Source organism: Flavobacterium sp. ZE23DGlu08 (assembly GCF_030505335.1).
In the GTDB taxonomy this organism is placed as follows: domain Bacteria; phylum Bacteroidota; class Bacteroidia; order Flavobacteriales; family Flavobacteriaceae; genus Flavobacterium; species Flavobacterium algoritolerans.
Genome location: NZ_CP130045.1, coordinates 3116104 through 3135929, shown reverse-complemented (window position 1 = coordinate 3135929; position 19826 = coordinate 3116104). Strand labels below are relative to the sequence as shown.

Here is a 19826-nt window from a genome sequence, read left to right as displayed (position 1 = left end):
GAATTCGACCGACAAAAAAAAGTCGAACCAATTTCTATTCAGAAAATCAGTTCGACTTTATCAGGTATGAAGTACGACTTTTTACAAACCACTCATTACAAGGAGTTTCTATAAGCGGTAGGCGTCAAATTGGTGTGTTTTTTAAAAGAGGTATTAAAAGAAGATTTGGAGTTAAAACCAACCTCGTATAAAATTTCCAGAACAGTAAGCTGACTCCTAGACTGATCTTTTAAAATACCCATCGCTTTTTGAATACGATATTCATTGACAAAATCAAAAAAGTGCTGATCCATATGATGATTAATCAAAACCGATAAATCCCGAACCGGAATATCAATTTGATTGGCAAGCTCCTGAATGGTAAGCGATGGATCAAGAAAAGGCTCTTTCTGAGCCATATATTGTTTTAATATCGAAATTTGACTGGAAATCGCATCGTCTTGAACATTTTTAGATGCTGTCTTTTCTTCGACTTTAGGCAGAATATCTTTTGTCAATTGTAATCTAGAATTAATTCCCCTAAAAAGCTCCGGATGATTCAATGCTTTCATCACTAACCAACAGGTGATAAATAAAGCTACACTTCCTACAACTACATTTAACCAAAGAAACATTTGTCTGTAATCGCTATACCGTAAGAGGTTTTTTAATGCAACCAAACCGTGCGCGATTAAGAAAACAGTAGTCATCTGAAAAAGATACTTGTATGTTGAAGTACTAGGATTGGTATAGTTTTCCAGATAAATTTCTCTGTATTTCTTCAAAATTAAAAATGCGCTAACAATATAAAACACATATTGAAATTCAATTAAAATCTGGATTAAGTATATTTCAGGCATATGCTCAAGATCTCCGGATAAGAGTTTCATATCTGAATTACTGGCTAAATAAAGTCTTGGAATAAAAACTAAATTAACTAGTAAAATAGGAAGTAAATGCACTAAATGTTTCCATTTCAATCTAAAATCAGAATAACAAACTGACAATACATAAAGATAAAATAAGGGCATTGCCAACAAACAGATTGTCCATCTAAAAATCATCAAATCAAGATAATCCTGAATATAATCAGTAACAAAAAAACCACTAAGATCAATAGCCGAAATAATAAAAAACCAGGCAAATAAACGGTTAGCCAATTTATTTTCAGTTTTAACAGTCAGTAAAAAAAATGCCATCAATAAAGACACAAAAACTGAAATCCGTGCAATCCCTTGCAATAAGATTATTCTATCCATTTATTTTTTAATATTTAACAAATATAATATTTTAGTTCATCTAACAAAGATTCAATAACCTTTCTCCATATGAGAAATTAAAAACTAAAAAAAGTAAATCAATTTATATCAAATTTAAAGAAACTTGACACTAAAAAACCTGAAACTAAAAATAGAAAATTTCGAGATTGTGATAAAAAAGGTTAATTTTGGAGTTGTCCAATTATACGAAAAATGACCTTCACAAAAACCACCGAACAATCTTCAAAATACGAACATTTAGAAAAAATGTCAGTTCAAGAATTGTTATCTAATATCAATCAGGAAGACAAAACTGTTCCACTTGCCGTAGAAAAAGCGTTGCCCCAAATAGAAAATTTAGTCACTGAAATCGTTGCCAAAATGAAACTCGGCGGGAGATTATTCTATATTGGCGCAGGAACTTCTGGACGTTTGGGAATTCTTGATGCTTCGGAATGTCCACCAACATTTGGCGTTCCTTTCGATTTGGTAATTGGGATAATTGCCGGAGGCGACACCGCAATCCGCAGAGCCGTAGAAAATGCCGAAGACAACGCAACACAAGCCTGGATTGACTTGAAAGCTTTTGATGTAAATGAAAATGATGTCGTGGTAGGAATAGCTGCTTCGGGAACAACACCTTATGTTATTGGAGGATTACAAACGTGCAACGAGAACAATATAACCACAGGAAGTATTTCTTGTAATGCAGGAAGTCCGCTTTCGCAAACAGCAAAATTCCCTATTGATGTAGTTGTAGGTCCAGAATTTGTAACCGGAAGCTCTAGAATGAAAGCTGGAACAGCCCAGAAACTGGTACTAAATATGATTACTACCGCAACTATGATTCAACTGGGTAAAGTGAAAGGCAACAAAATGGTTGATATGCAATTGAGCAACAGCAAACTGGTCGATCGCGGTGTGAAAATGATTATGGGAGAAATTCCCGTTTCCTATGAAGAAGGTGCCGAATTATTGAAAAAACACGGCAGTGTAAGGAAAGCCGTTGATAATTTTAAAAAATAAACAACGATGATTCACCATATAGTAATGTGGAAATTAAAAGATTTTGCAGAAGGCAAAAGCAAAGCCGAAAATGCAATTATTCTAAAAGAGAGACTTGAAGATTTAAAAAAGGATATTCCTGAAATAGTTGAAATACGAGTAGGAATTAATATTGAAAGTGAATATTCAAACTTTGATGCCGTACTGCACTCCTATTTTAATTCGTTTGAAACATTAGAGAAATACCAAAATCATCCAACACATAATATTGTTGCTGAATGGATAGGTAAAATTAGAGATTTGAGATATTGTGTGGATTATGAATTTTAATTATTAAATTATGGCAACCAACAAGGAACTACTATCTAAAGGAATTAAATATTTAGCGGGAGCTTTACCATTATTATTCTTGGGACCGGCAGTGATTTATAATGCTTTTATGAATCAACAGAATGTGTGGCATTATTTAGTTTTAGCAATAGGAATAATTGCTTGTTTAGCAGCTATGCTTTTGATGTATTTGGGATTAAAAATAATTATGAAAAGCTTATTTAACGACTAATGGAAAACCTAATTCACGTTCAAAAAACATTTGAAAAAATCGTCTATGTCGATAAAAAAGTAAACAACCGAGAATTTGAAGATTGCGTTTTTAAAAACTGTGATTTATCGAACAGTGATTTCTCCTATAGCACTTTTATGGATTGCGAGTTCATTGATTGTAATCTTGCTATGACCAAATTATTAGGAACAAGTATGAAAGGCGTACAATTCAAAAACTGTAAATTATTGGGTATCCAATTTGAGGAATGCGATGATTTCTTGTTTAACGTCAATTTTCAAGAATGTGTTTTGGATTATTCTTCTTTTGCCAATAAAAAAATGCCAAAGACAAAATTTAATTCTTGCTCGTTAAGAGAAGTAAGTTTTGTTGGCACCAATCTCACGAGTTCTGTTTTTGATAACAGTAATTTGGATGGTGCTATTTTTAACAATACACAATTAGCCGCAGCCGATTTTTCAAAAGCATCTAATTTTAAAATTGATCCCGAATTCAATCCTATGAGAAAAGCCAAGTTTTCTACACAAGGAATCATTGGACTTCTGGACAAATACGATATCAAAATACAATAGTTAAAAAGTAAACATACTAAGAAATGAAAAAAATACTATTCCTCCTCCCACTACTATTACTAATGTCATGCTATGATGCGGAGCGCAATTGCAAGGATTTTAAAACTGGAAAATTCAAGTTTGAATATGAAGTTGACGGTGTAAAAAAAATTGCCCTTTTTGAACGTAATGACAGTATTGAAATAGAAACTTTTGAAGGAAAGACTGATACTGCTTCGATACGATGGGTAAATGATTGTGAATATGTTTTACTGAAATTGCATCCAAAAAATATGGCTGAGGAAAAGGCCATTGGTATGAAAATTTTGACAACCACAAAAAATTCCTATACCTTTGAATTTGGAATGGTTGGTGTTGATGAAAAACAAAGAGGAACCGTTACTAAGATTTCCGATTAAGCTTACAAACTCAAATTAATAAATAATAACGAACTAAACATGGAAGTATTTTTAAATCCGGATGCTTGGATTGCCCTTTTAACATTGACCTTTTTGGAAATTGTATTAGGAATCGACAACATTATTTTCATATCAATTGCTACAGGAAAATTACCTCCTGAACAACGTAAGAGAGCGACAAAAATAGGAATGTTCCTTGCCATGTTCATGAGAATTGCGCTTTTGTTTGGTATCAATTTATTGATTCAAATGAAAGAACCTTGGTTTCATATTGATTTTAGTTGGTTTTCAGCGGGAATTACTGGCCAAAGTCTTATTTTACTGGGCGGAGGATTATTCTTGATTTATAAGAGTACCAATGAAATTCGTGAAAAAGTAGACGAGAAAGGTCATGAAGAAAAAGAAATAGGAAAAGCTGCCACAAAATCATTCCAGAACGTACTGTTACAAATTATCATGATTGATTTAGTTTTCTCTTTTGACAGTATTCTTACCGCGGTAGGTATGACAAACGGAGTTGAAGGTGCTTTATATATTATGATTACTGCTGTGGTTATTTCTGTATTAATTATGATGCAATTTGCTGTTCCTGTTGGGAATTTTGTCAACAAACATCCTTCTATTCAAATACTTGGATTATCCTTTTTGATTCTAATTGGAATGATGCTACTTACAGAAAGTGCTCATTTATCGAATGCTTTAATCTTTGGAAATCATGTTACTCCAGTACCAAAAGGGTACTTATATTTTGCCATATCTTTCTCATTATTAGTCGAAGTACTGAATATGAAAATGAAGAAAAATAAATAATCAAACTATTTTTTGATAAAGAAGCTCCTTTTCGGGAGCTTTTTTTTATTCTGAAAATATATTCCTCCTTAAATGGGGAAATACTAAAAAGACCCAAATTTGGTCTTTTTTCTTTTTATTTTATTTTTTATAAATTACCTTAGACACAAATAAGCACCATGAAAAATACAATCTCCCATAGAGTTGCTGACTTTTTAAAAAACTTCCCTCCTTTTTCCTTTTTACATCAAAAAGACATCGAAGTTATCTCTGAACAAATCTCCATTATTTATAAAGAAAAGGACAGCGTCATCTTTGCCGAAAACGAAGAAACCCATTCCTCTTTTTATGTTGTACACAAAGGAGCAGTCGCACTTAGAACTAGCCTGGAAAATGATATCCTGGATATGTGTGATGAAGGGGATATTTTTGGGCTGAGACCACTTATAGCCAATGAAAACTATAAAATGGAAGCCAGAACTCATGAAGAAAGCATTCTTTATGCCATTCCAATAGCTATTTTCAAACCTTATGCGTTAGAAAACAGAGCTGTGGGAAATTTTTTAATCGAAAGTTTTGCTTCTAATACACACAATCCTTATTCCAAAAGCCACAGCGGAAAACTATATGGAGAAACAATAGATCTGGAAGGTCTGGACACGGGTAGAAAACTATTAGACTTACAGCCTGTAAAATATTCTAAAAAACTAATCACCTGTTATTCAAACACTATTGCAAAAGATATTGCGGAGACCATGACCAAAAAAAATGTGGGGGCCATTCTTGTAATCGAAGATTCGCTCCCCATTGGTATCATTACAGATAAAGATTTAAGGAACAAAATTGTGACTGGAGAATTTCCCATCACAACAACTGCGGCCTCAATAATGACAACTCCTGTTATTACTTATCCTAAGAAAATGACCGTTACGCAAGCTCAAATGGCCATGATGAAAAGCAATATCAGCCATTTATGCCTTACGAAAGATGGCACGCCAAATTCCAAAGCTGTTGGAATCCTATCCAAACATGATGTTATGGTAGAACTTGGCAATAATCCAGCAGTATTGATTAAAGCGGTAAAAAGAGCTAAAAAAGCAAAACAGATAAAACCAATACGCGCCAATATAATGCAATTGTTACAAGGATATTTAGACCAAAATATTCCGATGACACTCACTTCTAAAATAATTACAGAATTAAATGATGCCTGTATCAAGCAAGTCATTGAAATATCCTTGAAAAAAATGAAAACACCTCCTCCAGTAAAATTTGGATGGTTGGCGTTGGGAAGTCAAGGAAGAAGTGAACAGTTACTGCATACTGACCAAGACAATGCTTTAGTCTATGAGGATGTACCTGAAGATTTAAAAGAAAAGACCAAGAACTATTTTTTAGAATTTGCCAAACATGTCAACAAAGGACTTTTTGAAATTGGCTATGATTACTGTCCGGCAGAAATGATGGCTTCTAACCCAAAGTGGTGCTTAAGTCTTGGCGAATGGGAAAGTCAGGTTCATCATTGGATTACCAATCCAGGGAAAAATGAAGTCTTATTGTCCTTTATATTTTTTGATTACAGTCTGTCATATGGAGACAGCGAACTGGTAAACAAGCTTTCAGAATTTATTTTTGAAAACATAAAAGCAAATCCTGTTTTTTATATTCACTTGGTAAGTGGCGCGCTACAAAGTCCTTCTCCAACAGGGTTCTTTAGACAATTTTTAGTAGAGCAAGATGGCGCCCATAAAGATTTTTTCGATATAAAAAGACGCGCTTTAATGCCACTAACAGATGCTGCAAGGGTTTTAATTCTATCTCATTCCGTAAAATCAATCAGCAATACTCCCGAACGTTTTGAAAAATTGGCAGAATTAGAACCCAACAATAAAGAATTGTATTTAGCTTGTTCGTATTCCTATAAAGCATTATTAAAATTCAGAACAAAACAAGGGCTTTTGCATAATGATTCCGGGCAGTTTATTGCTCTCGAAGCGTTATCTAAATTAGAAAAGATTAAGCTAAAGCGAACGTTCAAAACCATTAAGGAACTCCAAGAAGTCATTACCATCCGATTTAATCCTTCAAATATATTATGATGATAAATTTTATAGAAAAAAGTAAAACTATTTTATTTGATTTATTGGGGAAATCCGAAAAATCATCTGATGAGGAACTATTAAACGATATTGATGCGGTACGTTTTGTTGTATTGGACACAGAAACCACCGGATTTGATTATACAACTGACAGGATACTTTGCATTGGCGCTATTGTTCTTCAAAACAATACGATTCCTATCAATGGAAGTTTTGAAGTTTACATTCAACAAGAACATTACGATCAGGCAACTGCAAAAATTCATGGAATTCTGAAAGAATTTGTCATAGACCGCCCTACAGAATTAGAAGCCTTACAACAGTTTTTAGATTTTTTAGGAGATTCTATTATCATTGCACATCATACCATATTTGACATTACTATGATTAATAAGGCACTCGAAAGAAACGGATTGCCAGAATTAAAAAACAAGACTTTAGACACGGCTGTTTTGTATAAAAAAACGTTATTGGTATCTAATTTATTGGAACGTAAAGAAAATTATAGTTTAGACGAGCTTGCCGATAAATTTGATATTTCAAAAAAAGACAGGCATACCGCAATGGGAGATGCTTATATTACTGCAATTGCCTTTTTGAAAATTCTAAATAAATTGAGAGAGAGAAAAGAAATTACCTTAAGACAATTGTTTAAATAAGCGCATAAAAATTGGCAAAAACGCATAAAAAAAGCCCCTTTTCAGGAGCTTTTTATTTATTCTAAAGACAAAGTAATCTGTCCGTCATCTTCCAATTGAATATCAGAATCATCAGCATCTGTTTCTCCTTTTACTTCTAAATCCTCAGGAATAACCTCGACAGGAATTTCATACGGTAAAGGTTCCAGCAAGTTTACTTGTTTCAACTTATCGGTTGTCAATTGATTCCCCAAAGCCTTAAATCCTTTTACCGAAATAAATGATTCTATGTCTACCGTCATTGCCTCTTTTTGAACTCCTTTTACTTTTGTAAAAATTAATTCAGCCACAGGGCGATAATCCGTTGATACAATCTCTAATTGTGAATTAGGATGTTCCGTGATAAAACTTTCCTCTTTATTCTCTGTTTCCACTAAGAAACGTTTGATGTAATAACGTTCTTTTTCTCCATCATAATAAATCGCCGAAATTGGTTTCTTTGGAATCCATTTCTCCAAAACCACCATATCTTCATCAAAATGAGTCGATAATTCTGGTGTAATTACTTTTATTTTTCCAGATTGCGATATGACCAAAATTTTATCATTAGGCCTGAACTCCCCTAACAACTCCCCTCTTGCATCTACGTTTAATCGTTGAACGGTATCATCAAACCAAACTTTTCTTGGCAATAAAGTAGAAATACCTTTTTCCTTCAGTTCTATTTTTTTGATTGGATATTTGGTCACCAAATTCCCTTTGGAAGCACGACCTTTTATCGCTAAACTGGCAAAATCAATATCGAATTTCAATTTTTTGACACTTCCTACCTGACGCAATAATATCGTAATTACTTCAGCTTCTCCATTTGGATTACAAGAAAAATACAATACTTGAGAACCCGCAGTTTCATTGGTTAAATCGTATGCTTTGTCTCGGGTAACTCCTGAAACATTGAATCTTTTTATATAAGAAGGCCCAGATTTTCCATCTCGGTAAATCATATTATAAATGGTACGCTTATCACTTTTGTCAAAAATAGCAATGTGAATAATATCTTTACCCACGAATGTTTTCGCATCTACTTTGGTAATCATCATTTTTCCATCACGAAGAAATACGATAACATCATCAATATCAGAACAATCCGTAACGTACTCGTCTTTTTTCAAGCTCGTACCTACAAATCCTTCTTCTTTATTAACGTATAATTTAGTGTTTCTTAAAACTACTTTCGTCGCTTCAATATCGTCAAAAATACGAAGTTCTGTTTGGCGTTCCCGCCCTTTTCCATACTTCTCTTTTAATTTGGTAAAATAGGCAATAGCAAAATCAATCAGATGTTCTAAATTGTGTTTTACTTGTTCAATATCGCCTTCCAATGCTTCGATTTTATCCTGCGCTTTATTGCTGTCAAATTTTGAAATACGCATGATTCGAATATCCAATAAACGCAGAATATCATCTTCGGTAACAGCGCGTTTTAAATGTTTCGTATGTGGTTTCAAACCATCATCAACGGCCTTAATTACCGTTTCTCTGGTCGTCATTTCTTCAATGTCACGATAGATTTTATTTTCGATAAAAATACGTTCCAAAGAAAGAAAATGCCATTGTTCTTCCAGTTCACTCAATTGAATTTCCAATTCACTTTTCAGTAATTGTACCGTTCTATTGGTTGAAATTTTCAACATATCCGAAACCCCGATAAACAACGGTTTGTTATCTTCAATTACACAACCTAATGGCGCTACCGAAGTTTCACAAGCCGTAAAAGCAAACAATGCATCAATGGTTTTATCTGGAGAAACACCTGGAAAAAGATGAATTAATATTTCGACCTCAGCAGCGGTATTGTCTTCAATTTTCTTGATTTTGATTTTCCCTTTATCATTTGCTTTCAAAATACTATCAATCAAAGTCGTCGTATTTGTAGAAAACGGAATTTGGGTAATCACCAAAGTATTTTTGTCTAGTTGACCAATTTTGGCACGAACACGAATACGTCCGCCACGCAATCCATCATTATAATTAGACACATCGGCAATACCTTGCGTCATAAAATCTGGATACAGTGTAAAAGGTTTCCCCTTTAATATTTTTATCGAAGAATCGATTAATTCATTGAAATTATGAGGCAACACTTTCGTGGAAAGACCTACCGCAATACCTTCGGCTCCTTGTGCCAAAAGCAATGGAAACTTCACCGGAAGATTGTTTGGTTCTGCTCTTCGTCCATCATAAGAAACGCCCCAATCGGTAATTTTTGGACTGTAAATAACCTCCAAAGCGAATTTAGACAAACGCGCTTCGATGTAACGAGAAGCTGCAGCGCCATCACCAGTTAGGATATTCCCCCAGTTTCCCTGACAGTCAATCAGTAATTCTTTTTGTCCAATTTGTACCATCGCATCACCAATACTCTGATCTCCGTGAGGATGATACTGCATGGTGTGTCCTACAACATTGGCAACTTTATTATAACGACCGTCATCTAATTCTTTTAGAGAGTGCATGATACGACGTTGCACCGGTTTAAAACCATCTTCAATCGCTGGAACGGCACGTTCCAGAATCACATACGAAGCATAATCCAGAAACCAGTCCTTATACATCCCCGTAACTTTGGTAATGGTATCGTTTCCGTCTTCTTGATTATCGTAAAAATGCTGGCCTTCAAAAGATTTATCTTCAGATTGATTTTCATCAATCGAATTATCTTCTTCCTGACCTTCCGGAATTGTATTTTCGTCTTCTTCGTCTTTCATTAAATATATTCTATTGAATCGTAATCAATTCTAATTTTGTTCTAAAAACTCTAAAAAGAATATTTTTCTTTACAAACATGCTCTTCCTTTGTAACCTCAATTCCATTTTTATCCTTCTCTTTCTTTATAACTATATCACATTCTTTATGATCATTACTCCTTATAATAAAAAAGGTAGTTGAAAAACTAATCACAAATAGTAAAGCGATAAAAATTAGTGTTCTTTTTGTAGGCATTTTATAACTATTTAAACTTTCTCGATTACATCTAATTCCACCTTCAAATTCTTGATGATAAACTCCTGTCTGTCTGGCGTATTTTTACCCATATAGAAAGACAATAATTGTTCAATCGAAGTGTTTTTGTCCATCATAATCGGATCTAAACGAATGGTTTCTCCAATGAAATTTTTAAACTCATCCGGAGAAATCTCTCCTAATCCTTTAAATCGGGTGATTTCCGGTTTTGGTTTTAGTTTTTCAATAGCATCTTTGCGCTCTTCATCAGAATAGCAGTATATTGTTTCTTTCTTGTTTCGAACCCTGAAAAGTGGCGTTTGCAAAATATACAAATGTCCTTCTTTTATCAATTCAGGAAAAAACTGAAGAAAAAACGTAATCAATAATAGTCGAATGTGCATCCCATCGACATCGGCATCCGTTGCAATCACGATATTATTGTAACGCAATTTTTCCAATCCGTCTTCAATATCCAAAGCCGCTTGCAGTAAATTGAATTCTTCATTTTCATAAACAATTTTCTTGCTCATTCCATACGAATTCAAAGGCTTACCTCGTAAACTAAAAACCGCTTGTGTATTTACATCACGTGATTTGGTAATAGAACCAGAAGCCGAATCTCCCTCAGTGATAAAAAGCGTACTTTCTAAATTTCTTGGGTTTTTGGTATCGGGTAAATGTGCACGACAATCTCTTAATTTCTTGTTGTGTAAATTCGCTTTTTTAGCTCGATCTGTTGCTAATTTTCGAATACCAGAAAGCTCTTTACGTTCTCTTTCGGCTTGAAGAATTTTTCGAAGTAAAGCATCCGCAGTTGCAGGATTCTTGTGCAAATAATTATCTAATTTTGTTTTTACAAAATCATTTACAAAAGTACGTACCGAAGGCATTCCTGGTTCTGAACCCATATCTGTCGAACCTAATTTGGTTTTGGTTTGCGACTCAAAAACAGGCTCCATTACTTTGATACTAATGGCGGTAACAATGGATTTTCGGACATCAGATGCTTCGAAACTTTTATTATAAAACTCCCGAATGGTTTTTACAATCGCTTCTCGGTATGCTGCTAAATGCGTTCCACCTTGAGTGGTATTTTGTCCGTTTACAAAAGAGTGATACTCCTCAGAATATTGGGTTTTGCTGTGTGTTAAGGCAATCTCAATATCGCCTTCTTTCAAATGTATAATTGGATATTCTAAATCCTCAACATTAATTGTAGCTTCTAATAAATCTTTAAGTCCGTTTTCAGAATAGTATTTTTCGCCATTAAAAATGATGGTTAAACCATTATTTAGATAACAATAATTCTGAATCATTTTCACTACATATTCCATACGGAATTTGTAATTCTTGAAAATGGTTTCGTCAGGAGTAAAAATAACTTTGGTACCTTTTCGTTTGGTAGTGTCTATAATTTCTTCTTCGAGAACCAAATTTCCTGCGGAGAATTCGGCTGCCTTTTGTTTTTCATCACGAACAGACTCTACTCTGAAATAATTAGAAAGCGCATTGACTGCTTTAGTTCCGACACCATTAAGACCAACTGATTTCTGAAAAGCTTTTGAATCATACTTCCCTCCAGTATTCATTTTTGACACTACATCAACCACTTTTCCTAGCGGAATACCACGGCCATAATCCCGAACAGTAACCGTTTTGTCCTTAATTGTCACCTCAATAGTTTTTCCGGCGCCCATTGCAAACTCGTCGATACAGTTATCGAGGACTTCTTTGACTAAAATATAAATACCATCATCTGCAGAAGAACCATCCCCTAGTTTTCCGATGTACATTCCGGGACGCATGCGAATGTGTTCTTTCCAGTCGAGCGACCGAATATTATCTTCGGTATATTGATTTTGTTCGGACATTGTAAAATTTGTGGATTTTGTGCTAATGTAGTGTAATTCGATAAAATTTAAAATAGGTAGTCATCAAAGTTATTAAGAATGATATTGACAACCGATTGAGGATTTAGGATTAATGATTTTAGATTGCAGATTTCAAATTGATATTGATTTTTGATGTTCAAATTTAAAAATTCTTGATAATCTCTTTCAATTGATTGTCTAATTCAGGATTAGAAATTTTACCGTTTAGAATATCAAAATTAGCATCAAAACTAGGAAGTGAAAAAGCAGCCTTAACGTTTCCGCCATAAAATGGAAAAGCTTTTTTAGCGATTTCCAAAACACTTGCGCCACCTCTGGCTCCCGGAGAAGTTGCCATCAACAGCATAGGTTTTTCCTGAAAAACTTTTCCTGTAATTCTGGAACACCAATCAAAAACATTTTTGAAAGCCGCTGAATAATTTCCATTATTTTCAGCAAGAGAAACCACTAGAATATCTGCGGTGGCAATTTTAGCCAAAAATGCTTTTGCTAACTCGTGCTGACCAATTTCTTTTTCTATATCAACAGTAAATATGGGCATTTGGAAATCGTTTAAATCCAATACCTCCACTTCGGCATTTTCAAAAAGATTTGCTGCGTACGTCGCTAATTTTTTATTGATAGAGTTTTTGCTGGGGCTTCCGCCAAAAGCGATTATTTTCATGATACTTTATTTTTACTAAAAGTAGTAAAAATTGACTCTGTTGCAAAATAATTAGCCACAGATTCTCCCATTTTGAAAACGAATATGAAACTATGAAATCTGGTATTCACCCAAATCTATTTTACCCCAGATTACAACGTAAAGCATTTTTCAGATCAATCTTAAAGTGTAAAGCTGGATTAGGTGCATAAAAAAAGTCGAAAGCAATTACTAACTTTCGACTTTATGATTTTTGATTTTATAACTTTTTTTTAGACGTTGAATCTAAAATGCATCACATCACCATCTTTAACAATGTATTCTTTTCCTTCTACTTTGAATTTTCCGGCTTCTTTACATTTAGCTTCTGAACCGTACTGAACGAAATCCTCATACGCAATAACTTCGGCACGGATAAATCCTTTTTCGAAATCAGTGTGAATCACTCCTGCAGCTTGCGGTGCAGTTGCTCCAATATTAATAGTCCAAGCACGAACTTCTTTGACACCTGCCGTAAAATAAGTTTGTTGTTTCAATAATTTGTAAGCAGCACGAATCAATACTGATGCTCCTGGCTCACTTAAACCCATATCTTCTAAGAAAACCTGACGTTCTTCGTAGCTTTCCAATTCGGTGATATCCGCTTCAGCACCTACAGAAAGCACGATAACCTCAGCATCTTCATCTTTTACCAATTCACGAACTTGGTCTACATATTTATTCCCGTTAACTGCCGAATTTTCATCAACATTACAAACGTACAATACTGGTTTTGCAGTAATCAATTGAAAACCTTCCATCAAAACTTCTTCGTCATTGTTTTGTGGCGTAATAGTTCTCGCTGATTTTGCTTGAAGTAGCGTTTCTCTAATTCTGTTCAACAATGCTTCTTCGACAATTGCTTCTTTATTTCCAGTTTTAGCGGCACGTTTTACTTTTTCCAAGCGTTTTTCAACATTTTCTAAATCTTTCAACTGCAACTCTATGTCGATTGTTTCTTTGTCACGAATTGGATTTACATTCCCGTCAACGTGAACAATATTATCGTTGTCAAAACAACGTAAAACGTGAATAATAGCATTACACTCTCTAATGTTTCCCAGAAACTGATTTCCTAAACCTTCTCCTTTACTAGCTCCTTTTACTAATCCTGCAATATCAACGATATCAACAGTTGCCATTTGCACACGTTCTGGTTTTACTAATTCTTCCAGTTTTTCTATTCTGGAATCCGGAACATTCACAACACCTATATTAGGTTCGATAGTACAAAAAGGAAAATTCGCACTTTGTGCTTTTGCATTAGATAAACAATTGAATAATGTTGATTTTCCAACATTTGGTAATCCTACAATCCCTGCTTTCATATGTAGATAATATTTATTTTTAATGGAATATTGTATCGCAATCCTATTTGTTTAAAAAAACAGAACGATTGAGACATTATGATCATTTTCTTTACCGATAACCGTTGCCTGTTAAAAGTTTAGCATTTACTTTAAAAGTTTGCAAATATAAGATTTTATAAATGTTTAAGTAAGTAAAAATTGCAGTTTAAACAGGTCTCATATGTTTTTTATAAAAAATTAAACGATATGCTAATCTTTTGTTAAAAAAAAAATTATATTGCAAACGATTTTAAACCAAACAAAAACCAAACACAACTTATTATGAAAAAATTTGCATTATTATTATTTCTATTAAACGTCTCGTTTCTTTTCGCACAAAAAGAAGTCTCGGGTGTCGTTAAAGACAATACCGGCAACCCTTTGCCAGGTGTAAACATTGTTGAAAAAGGGACTCAGAATGGGGTTTCTACCGATATGGATGGCGCATACAAGATAAAAGTTAAAGAAGGAGCTACACTAGTTTTCAGCTATGTAGGGTTTTCTAAATTAGAAAAAGCCGCTACAGATGCTGTTATAAATGTTGTTTTATCAGAAGAAGGTGGACAAAATCTAGACGAAGTTGTTGTTACTGGAACCAGAACGGCGCCAAGAAGTAACACGACATCTGCACTTCCAATAGATGTATTGTCTTCAAAAGACTTAACATCAACAGGACAAGCTTCTTTTGACAAAGCGTTACAGTACAAAATTCCATCTTTCAACACGGTTCAAACACCTGTGAATGATGCGACTTCATTATTGGATCCATATGAAATCAGAAACATGGGACCTAGTAGAACTTTAATCCTTATCAACGGGAAACGTAAAAATTTAAGTTCATTATTATATGTACAAACCTCTCCGGGACGTGGAGAAACAGGTGCTGATATCTCAGCAATTCCTACTGATGCTATCGAAAGAGTAGAAATACTTCGTGACGGTGCATCTGCTCAATACGGTTCTGATGCGATTGCAGGAGTTATGAACATCATTTTGAAAAAGAATACAAACGGTGGATCTGTAACTGTAAGAAGTGGAATGACTTCTGAAGGTGATGGTGAAATGTTAGGGGTTAGTATGAATAATGGTTCTACTGTAGGAGATAAAGGATTTGTAAATTATACAGTTGATTTTTCTAAAGTAAATTTATCTAACAGACCTGGAACTGTAGACGCTGCTGGTGAAGCAGGAGATTTTGGAGCTTCACTTTCTGATGTTCAAGCTTTCCTAGCTAAAAAACCAGACGCAGGAAATATCAATGGATCTCCAGAAACTGCAGCTGCTAAATTCTTGGTAAACGGTGGATTTAGTTTATCTGATGAAACATTATTATACTACAATGCTGCTTATGTTTACAAAAAAGTAAACTCATTTGCTAATTACAGAACTCCATACTGGAGAACTTTAGCTGATTATCCTTTCCTAAAAGACTTTTTTGGAGATGGAACACCAGCATCTTATCAAGGATATGTACCAACATTTACGGGAGATTTAAATGATTACAATGGTACATTGGGATATAAATCAACAAAAAACGATTGGAATACTGACGCCAGTATTACTGTAGGTGGAAATACACAAACTTATTCAGTGGACAACTCTTTTAACAGATCAGATATTCAAGATGCTGATGGAAATAATGTGTATTTAGAAAATAGTCCAATCTCTTTTAAACCAGGGGGAACTTCTTTCAACCATGTTGTAGGGAATTTAGATATCTCTAAAGTATTATCAGATAAAATCAGTATTGGTTTTGGATCTGAAATCAGAACAGAAACTTTTGAAGTAATTGAAGGAGACAAAGCTTCTTGGGATGGTATGGGAGCAGATTCATTCGCTGGAAACAGACCTGAAAATTCATCAAAATGGAACCGTTATAATATTGGTGCTTATTTTGACCTTGCTTATGATGTAACGGAAGATTTCTTGATAAATGGTACTGTTCGTTATGAAGATTATAGCGATTTTGGTGATGCCACAGTATGGAAATTGAGTTCTAGATATAAATTCTTAGATGACAAAATCACGTTAAGAGGATCTATTTCTACTGGATTCAGAGCTCCAACATTACACCAAATTTACACTCAAAAATCACAGTATTCATTCGTTGCTGGACAAGGAATACAAGTTAGTGGAATTATAAATAACGTTTCTCCACAAGCACGTCAATTAGGAATTGATCCTTTAGATGCTGAGAAATCAACAAATATTACTGTAGGAATTGGAGCAAAACCTTCTAAAAACTTTAATTTCACAATCGATTACTACAACATTAAAGTGGAAGACAGAATCGTTTTAGGAGACAGACAGGATACTCAATTTGGTAATGTAGCTTGGTTTGAGAATTCATTTGACTCTAGAACTTCAGGTTTAGATGTAGTTGCTAATTACAACAACATTCTATTAGGAACAGGAAAACTTGGATTCAATTTATCTGGAAATATTACTTTTCAAAATGAAAGAATCTCACCTGTAAAAAGTGACAATTTTGGACCTATACTTGAATCTTTAATGTTTACTTCAAGACCAGAAACAAAATGGATTTTAGGAGCGAATTATGAAATTGGAAAATTTGGTTTCTCTCTTAACAACACTTACTTTGGTAAAACTACCTTTAATCAAGATGGTTTAGCTACAAATGACCCGAATGCTCCAGTTGGATCTGTAGAGTATTTAAGAGCTAATTTAAAAACTGAATTTACTCCAAAAATTGTTACTGATTTAGGAGTTACTTTTTCTGCTACTGAAAAGCTAACTTTGGCATTGAATGTAAACAACCTTTTAAATGTACTACCTGAATGGAAATTTGTAGCAGAAAATGCTAAGGGTGTAGAACTTTTAAATGACCCAGCTCAAGTAAAAAATCAATCTAACTTGATCACTTTCAACCAACGTTATTCTCAAATGACGTATGATGGATATCACTTTAGCCAATTAGGAACTATGTTTAATTTATCTTTAAACTATAAATTCTAATTCATTTATTGAATAACTCAAAAAGGGCTGTCGAAAGATAGCCCTTTTTTTATTTCGTTTATTCTACATGAATTTAGTTATTATCGCACATCGCAATTGTAAAACAAATTCATCATAAAATTTTATACTGGATTGCACCACGTAATATTACACCTTGAAAAAAGATGAAAAAGAAATAATTACAGGTGATTTTTTCTACAGTTCTCATTTTTACCTTAAAACGAAATACAATTGTTTTATATTTAAATGACTTTGGAATCATTACAATTGACCGGAAAATCTATAGGAATGACACATTTATAATTCTTGCAAATCAAGAATCAAACATACTTATTATGCCCCTTTATGTAAATTATATAATCTTTTATAATAATTACGTAACAAGTACTGAGCCAGAGGATTGTAAATTTGCTTTGTATTAATCACAAAATTAAATATTATGAAGACTCTAATTTTTGGAATGGTTGCTTTTCTATTTTCAATAAATATTCAAGCTCAGAATAACAATGTTAAATCCGAAGTTAAAACGACTGTAACTACTGTAAAAAGTTCTGATGGTCAAAAAAAATCAATAAAAACTCAAGAAGTAAAAGAAATTCAAAAAATTGAATTAAAAGACGCTGAATCTAATGCTTTAAACAAAGAAAGAAAAGAAACACCTGTTGAAGTAACGGCTATTACTAGCATTACCGCAAATGGAGTTACAAATATTGTTGATGTAGATAGATCCGCATATTATGATTTGAACGGACAAAAATATGAAGTCAAACTCGCTGAAAGTGGATATACGATATACCAACCTAATGCTGAAAAAGCCGCTGTTTTGAGAAAAACATCAAACAACAACTATATCTATAGTTCAAAAAACAAAACTTCTTATGGTTACTTTGATGCCAATGGGAATTTAGTTTTAGAATCCTATGATGACAAAACAGACAAAATAACGGTAGAAACTTTTGTAATTATCAAAAAATAATCTGTTTCAAAATACCTCAAAAAAAAACCTGTTTGCCGAGGCAAACAGGTTTTTTTTGTTGTAAAAATATAAAATTTTATCTTTATTCGTTATGTAAAAACGCTTGTCTGTTCAATAACGTTTCTTCACTTTCTACATGATTATCATCCGGAATACAACAGTCTACAGGACATACTGCAGCACATTGTGGTTCGTCATGAAAACCTTTACATTCTGTACATTTTCCTGGTACAATGTAGTACACTTCGTCAGAAATAGGAGTTTGAGCTTCATCAGAATCAATTTCGGTACCATCCGGTAAAATCACTTTCCCTTTAAGTTTTGTTCCGTCTTTATATCTCCAGTCATCTGCTCCTTCGTATATTGCTGTATTTGGGCACTCTGGTTCACAAGCACCACAGTTGATACATTCGTCTGTTATAATAATTGCCATTTTTCTATAGTTTTAAAGTCTTAATATCGAATGTCAAACGCCAAAATTCTTTTGACATTAGGACTTTTGACTTTCGACATATTTATGCTTATTTTTGTGCAAAATTACAATCAAAACTATTCATAAGCAAACATTATGACATTAGAAACAAAAAAAAGTGTTTTTGTTGAATTAGGAAAATTCTTAAGTCAATTTTCCGAAGATAATAGCTCTAAGAATCCAACTGTTTTGCACAACGATGTGTTTTTTGATGATTTTATCGAATTAATAAAATTATCTCAATCACATAATGGATGGTATACACCGGAACAAGTCTATTTTTCTATCCAATCTTGGGCTGAAGCATTGACTGCCGAAAACTTAAATCAATGGCTTTCTGCTTATGATTTTCAAATAAAAGAACCTAAAAACATTGCCTTAATTCTTGCCGGAAATATACCGTTGGTGGGTTTCCATGATTTCCTGTCGGTTTTAATTACGGGAAATAATGTATTGGTAAAAACTTCCTCAAATGACCAACATTTGTTGCCTTTTTTGGCGAAGTACATCATTGCAATTGATTCTGAATTAGCCAACAACATCACTTTTGTAGCAGGAAAATTAGAAAACTTTGATGCCGTAATAGCAACCGGAAGTAATAATACGGCCCGTTATTTTGAATATTATTTCAAAGACAAACCTTCTATCATTAGAAAAAGCAGAAACTCAATTGCTGTTTTAACTGGCAAAGAAACCAAAGAGCAGCTAACCGCTTTAGGGGAAGATATATTTCGATATTTTGGATTGGGCTGTCGAAATGTTTCTAAACTTTTTGTCCCAAAAGGATACGTATTTAACGCATTTTTTGAAGCAATATTTGAGTACCAAGACGTGATCCATTATGAAAAATACGCTAACAATTACGATTACAACAAGGCCGTTTTCCTAATGAGTAATTTTAAATTATTAGACAATGGCTTTTTGACAATAAAAGAAGATCAAAGCCATGCCTCACCTATTTCTAGTGTGTTTTATGAGTTTTATGAGGATATCAATGAGTTGAAAACGAGATTACAATCAGAAAATGAGCAAATTCAGTGCATTGTAAGTGACAATCTTATAGAAGGCAGTATTGATTTTGGACAAACCCAAAAACCTAAATTGTGGAATTACGCAGATAACATTGATACAATTTCATTTTTGTTAACAACATAGTAGAAATATGTTTAAT

Annotated in this window: 18 protein-coding genes; 11 read left to right on the top strand and 7 right to left on the bottom strand. The window is 33.7% G+C overall.

Going from position 1 to position 19826, the window contains the following annotated elements:
• Positions 1-95 precede the first annotated feature (95 nt).
• Positions 96-1238, bottom strand: a complete 1143-nt coding sequence (locus tag Q1W72_RS13745; protein ID WP_302135869.1) for an AraC family transcriptional regulator — start codon at positions 1236-1238, stop codon at positions 96-98.
• A 213-nt stretch (positions 1239-1451) separates the two neighbouring features.
• Here Q1W72_RS13745 and murQ point away from each other — a divergent pair, with 213 nt between their 5' ends.
• The 8 genes from murQ (at position 1452) to Q1W72_RS13705 (ending at position 7322) form a co-directional block, all read left to right on the top strand.
• Positions 1452-2264, top strand: a complete 813-nt coding sequence (gene murQ / locus Q1W72_RS13740) for an N-acetylmuramic acid 6-phosphate etherase (RefSeq protein ID WP_099714794.1) — start codon at positions 1452-1454, stop codon at positions 2262-2264.
• Positions 2265-2270: 6 nt separating this feature from the next.
• Positions 2271-2573: a Dabb family protein gene (locus tag Q1W72_RS13735; protein ID WP_099714793.1), complete on the top strand. Its 303-nt coding sequence runs from the start codon at positions 2271-2273 to the stop codon at positions 2571-2573.
• Between the two features lie 10 nt (positions 2574-2583).
• Positions 2584-2805 (top strand): DUF6095 family protein, encoded by a 222-nt coding sequence (locus tag Q1W72_RS13730; RefSeq protein WP_099714792.1) that lies wholly within the window; start codon positions 2584-2586, stop codon positions 2803-2805.
• Positions 2805-3377, top strand: a complete 573-nt coding sequence (locus tag Q1W72_RS13725) for a pentapeptide repeat-containing protein (protein ID WP_099714791.1) — start codon at positions 2805-2807, stop codon at positions 3375-3377. Before Q1W72_RS13730 ends, Q1W72_RS13725 begins: the two co-directional genes overlap by 1 nt.
• A 23-nt stretch (positions 3378-3400) precedes the next feature.
• Positions 3401-3775 (top strand): DNA topoisomerase IV, encoded by a 375-nt coding sequence (locus Q1W72_RS13720; RefSeq protein ID WP_099714790.1) that lies wholly within the window; start codon positions 3401-3403, stop codon positions 3773-3775.
• Between the two features lie 39 nt (positions 3776-3814).
• Complete coding sequence (locus tag Q1W72_RS13715) at positions 3815-4585, top strand: TerC family protein (RefSeq protein WP_099714789.1); 771 nt, start codon at positions 3815-3817, stop codon at positions 4583-4585.
• A 158-nt stretch (positions 4586-4743) separates the two neighbouring features.
• Complete coding sequence (locus Q1W72_RS13710) at positions 4744-6663, top strand: DUF294 nucleotidyltransferase-like domain-containing protein (protein ID WP_099714788.1); 1920 nt, start codon at positions 4744-4746, stop codon at positions 6661-6663.
• Positions 6660-7322 (top strand): PolC-type DNA polymerase III, encoded by a 663-nt coding sequence (locus Q1W72_RS13705; RefSeq protein ID WP_367881664.1) that lies wholly within the window; start codon positions 6660-6662, stop codon positions 7320-7322. The genes Q1W72_RS13710 and Q1W72_RS13705 overlap by 4 nt, the downstream gene beginning before the upstream one ends.
• 56 nt (positions 7323-7378) lie before the next feature.
• Here the strand turns inward: Q1W72_RS13705 and Q1W72_RS13700 are convergent, their stop codons facing one another.
• From Q1W72_RS13700 to ychF, 5 genes are all read right to left on the bottom strand, one after another.
• The gene (locus Q1W72_RS13700) at positions 7379-10069 is read right to left on the bottom strand and encodes a DNA gyrase/topoisomerase IV subunit A (RefSeq protein ID WP_302135867.1); all 2691 of its coding nucleotides are present in this window, start codon (positions 10067-10069) and stop codon (positions 7379-7381) included.
• Between the two features lie 50 nt (positions 10070-10119).
• Positions 10120-10305, bottom strand: coding sequence for a hypothetical protein (locus Q1W72_RS13695; protein ID WP_121342524.1), 186 nt, complete (start codon positions 10303-10305; stop codon positions 10120-10122).
• 11 nt (positions 10306-10316) lie between these two features.
• On the bottom strand, positions 10317-12179 hold the full coding sequence (locus tag Q1W72_RS13690) for a DNA topoisomerase IV subunit B (RefSeq protein ID WP_099714784.1): 1863 nt from the start codon (positions 12177-12179) through the stop codon (positions 10317-10319).
• 163 nt (positions 12180-12342) lie between these two features.
• Positions 12343-12864, bottom strand: a complete 522-nt coding sequence (locus Q1W72_RS13685; protein ID WP_099714783.1) for an NADPH-dependent FMN reductase — start codon at positions 12862-12864, stop codon at positions 12343-12345.
• 251 nt (positions 12865-13115) lie between these two features.
• Positions 13116-14210, bottom strand: a complete 1095-nt coding sequence (gene ychF, locus Q1W72_RS13680) for a redox-regulated ATPase YchF (protein WP_099714782.1) — start codon at positions 14208-14210, stop codon at positions 13116-13118.
• A gap of 303 nt (positions 14211-14513) precedes the next feature.
• Here ychF and Q1W72_RS13675 point away from each other — a divergent pair, with 303 nt between their 5' ends.
• Entirely contained in the window at positions 14514-17207 is a 2694-nt protein-coding gene (locus Q1W72_RS13675; protein WP_099714781.1) for a TonB-dependent receptor, read from the top strand.
• A 439-nt stretch (positions 17208-17646) separates the two neighbouring features.
• Complete coding sequence (locus tag Q1W72_RS13670; protein ID WP_099714780.1) at positions 17647-18183, top strand: hypothetical protein; 537 nt, start codon at positions 17647-17649, stop codon at positions 18181-18183.
• Positions 18184-18265: 82 nt separating this feature from the next.
• On the opposite strand, the gene Q1W72_RS13665 is transcribed toward Q1W72_RS13670, so the two are convergent.
• Positions 18266-18616, bottom strand: coding sequence for a 4Fe-4S dicluster domain-containing protein (locus Q1W72_RS13665; protein WP_091171992.1), 351 nt, complete (start codon positions 18614-18616; stop codon positions 18266-18268).
• 135 nt (positions 18617-18751) lie between these two features.
• Between Q1W72_RS13665 and Q1W72_RS13660 the strand changes: the two genes are divergently transcribed.
• Positions 18752-19810, top strand: coding sequence for an acyl-CoA reductase (locus tag Q1W72_RS13660; RefSeq protein WP_099714779.1), 1059 nt, complete (start codon positions 18752-18754; stop codon positions 19808-19810).
• The last annotated feature ends 16 nt before the right edge of the window (positions 19811-19826 follow it).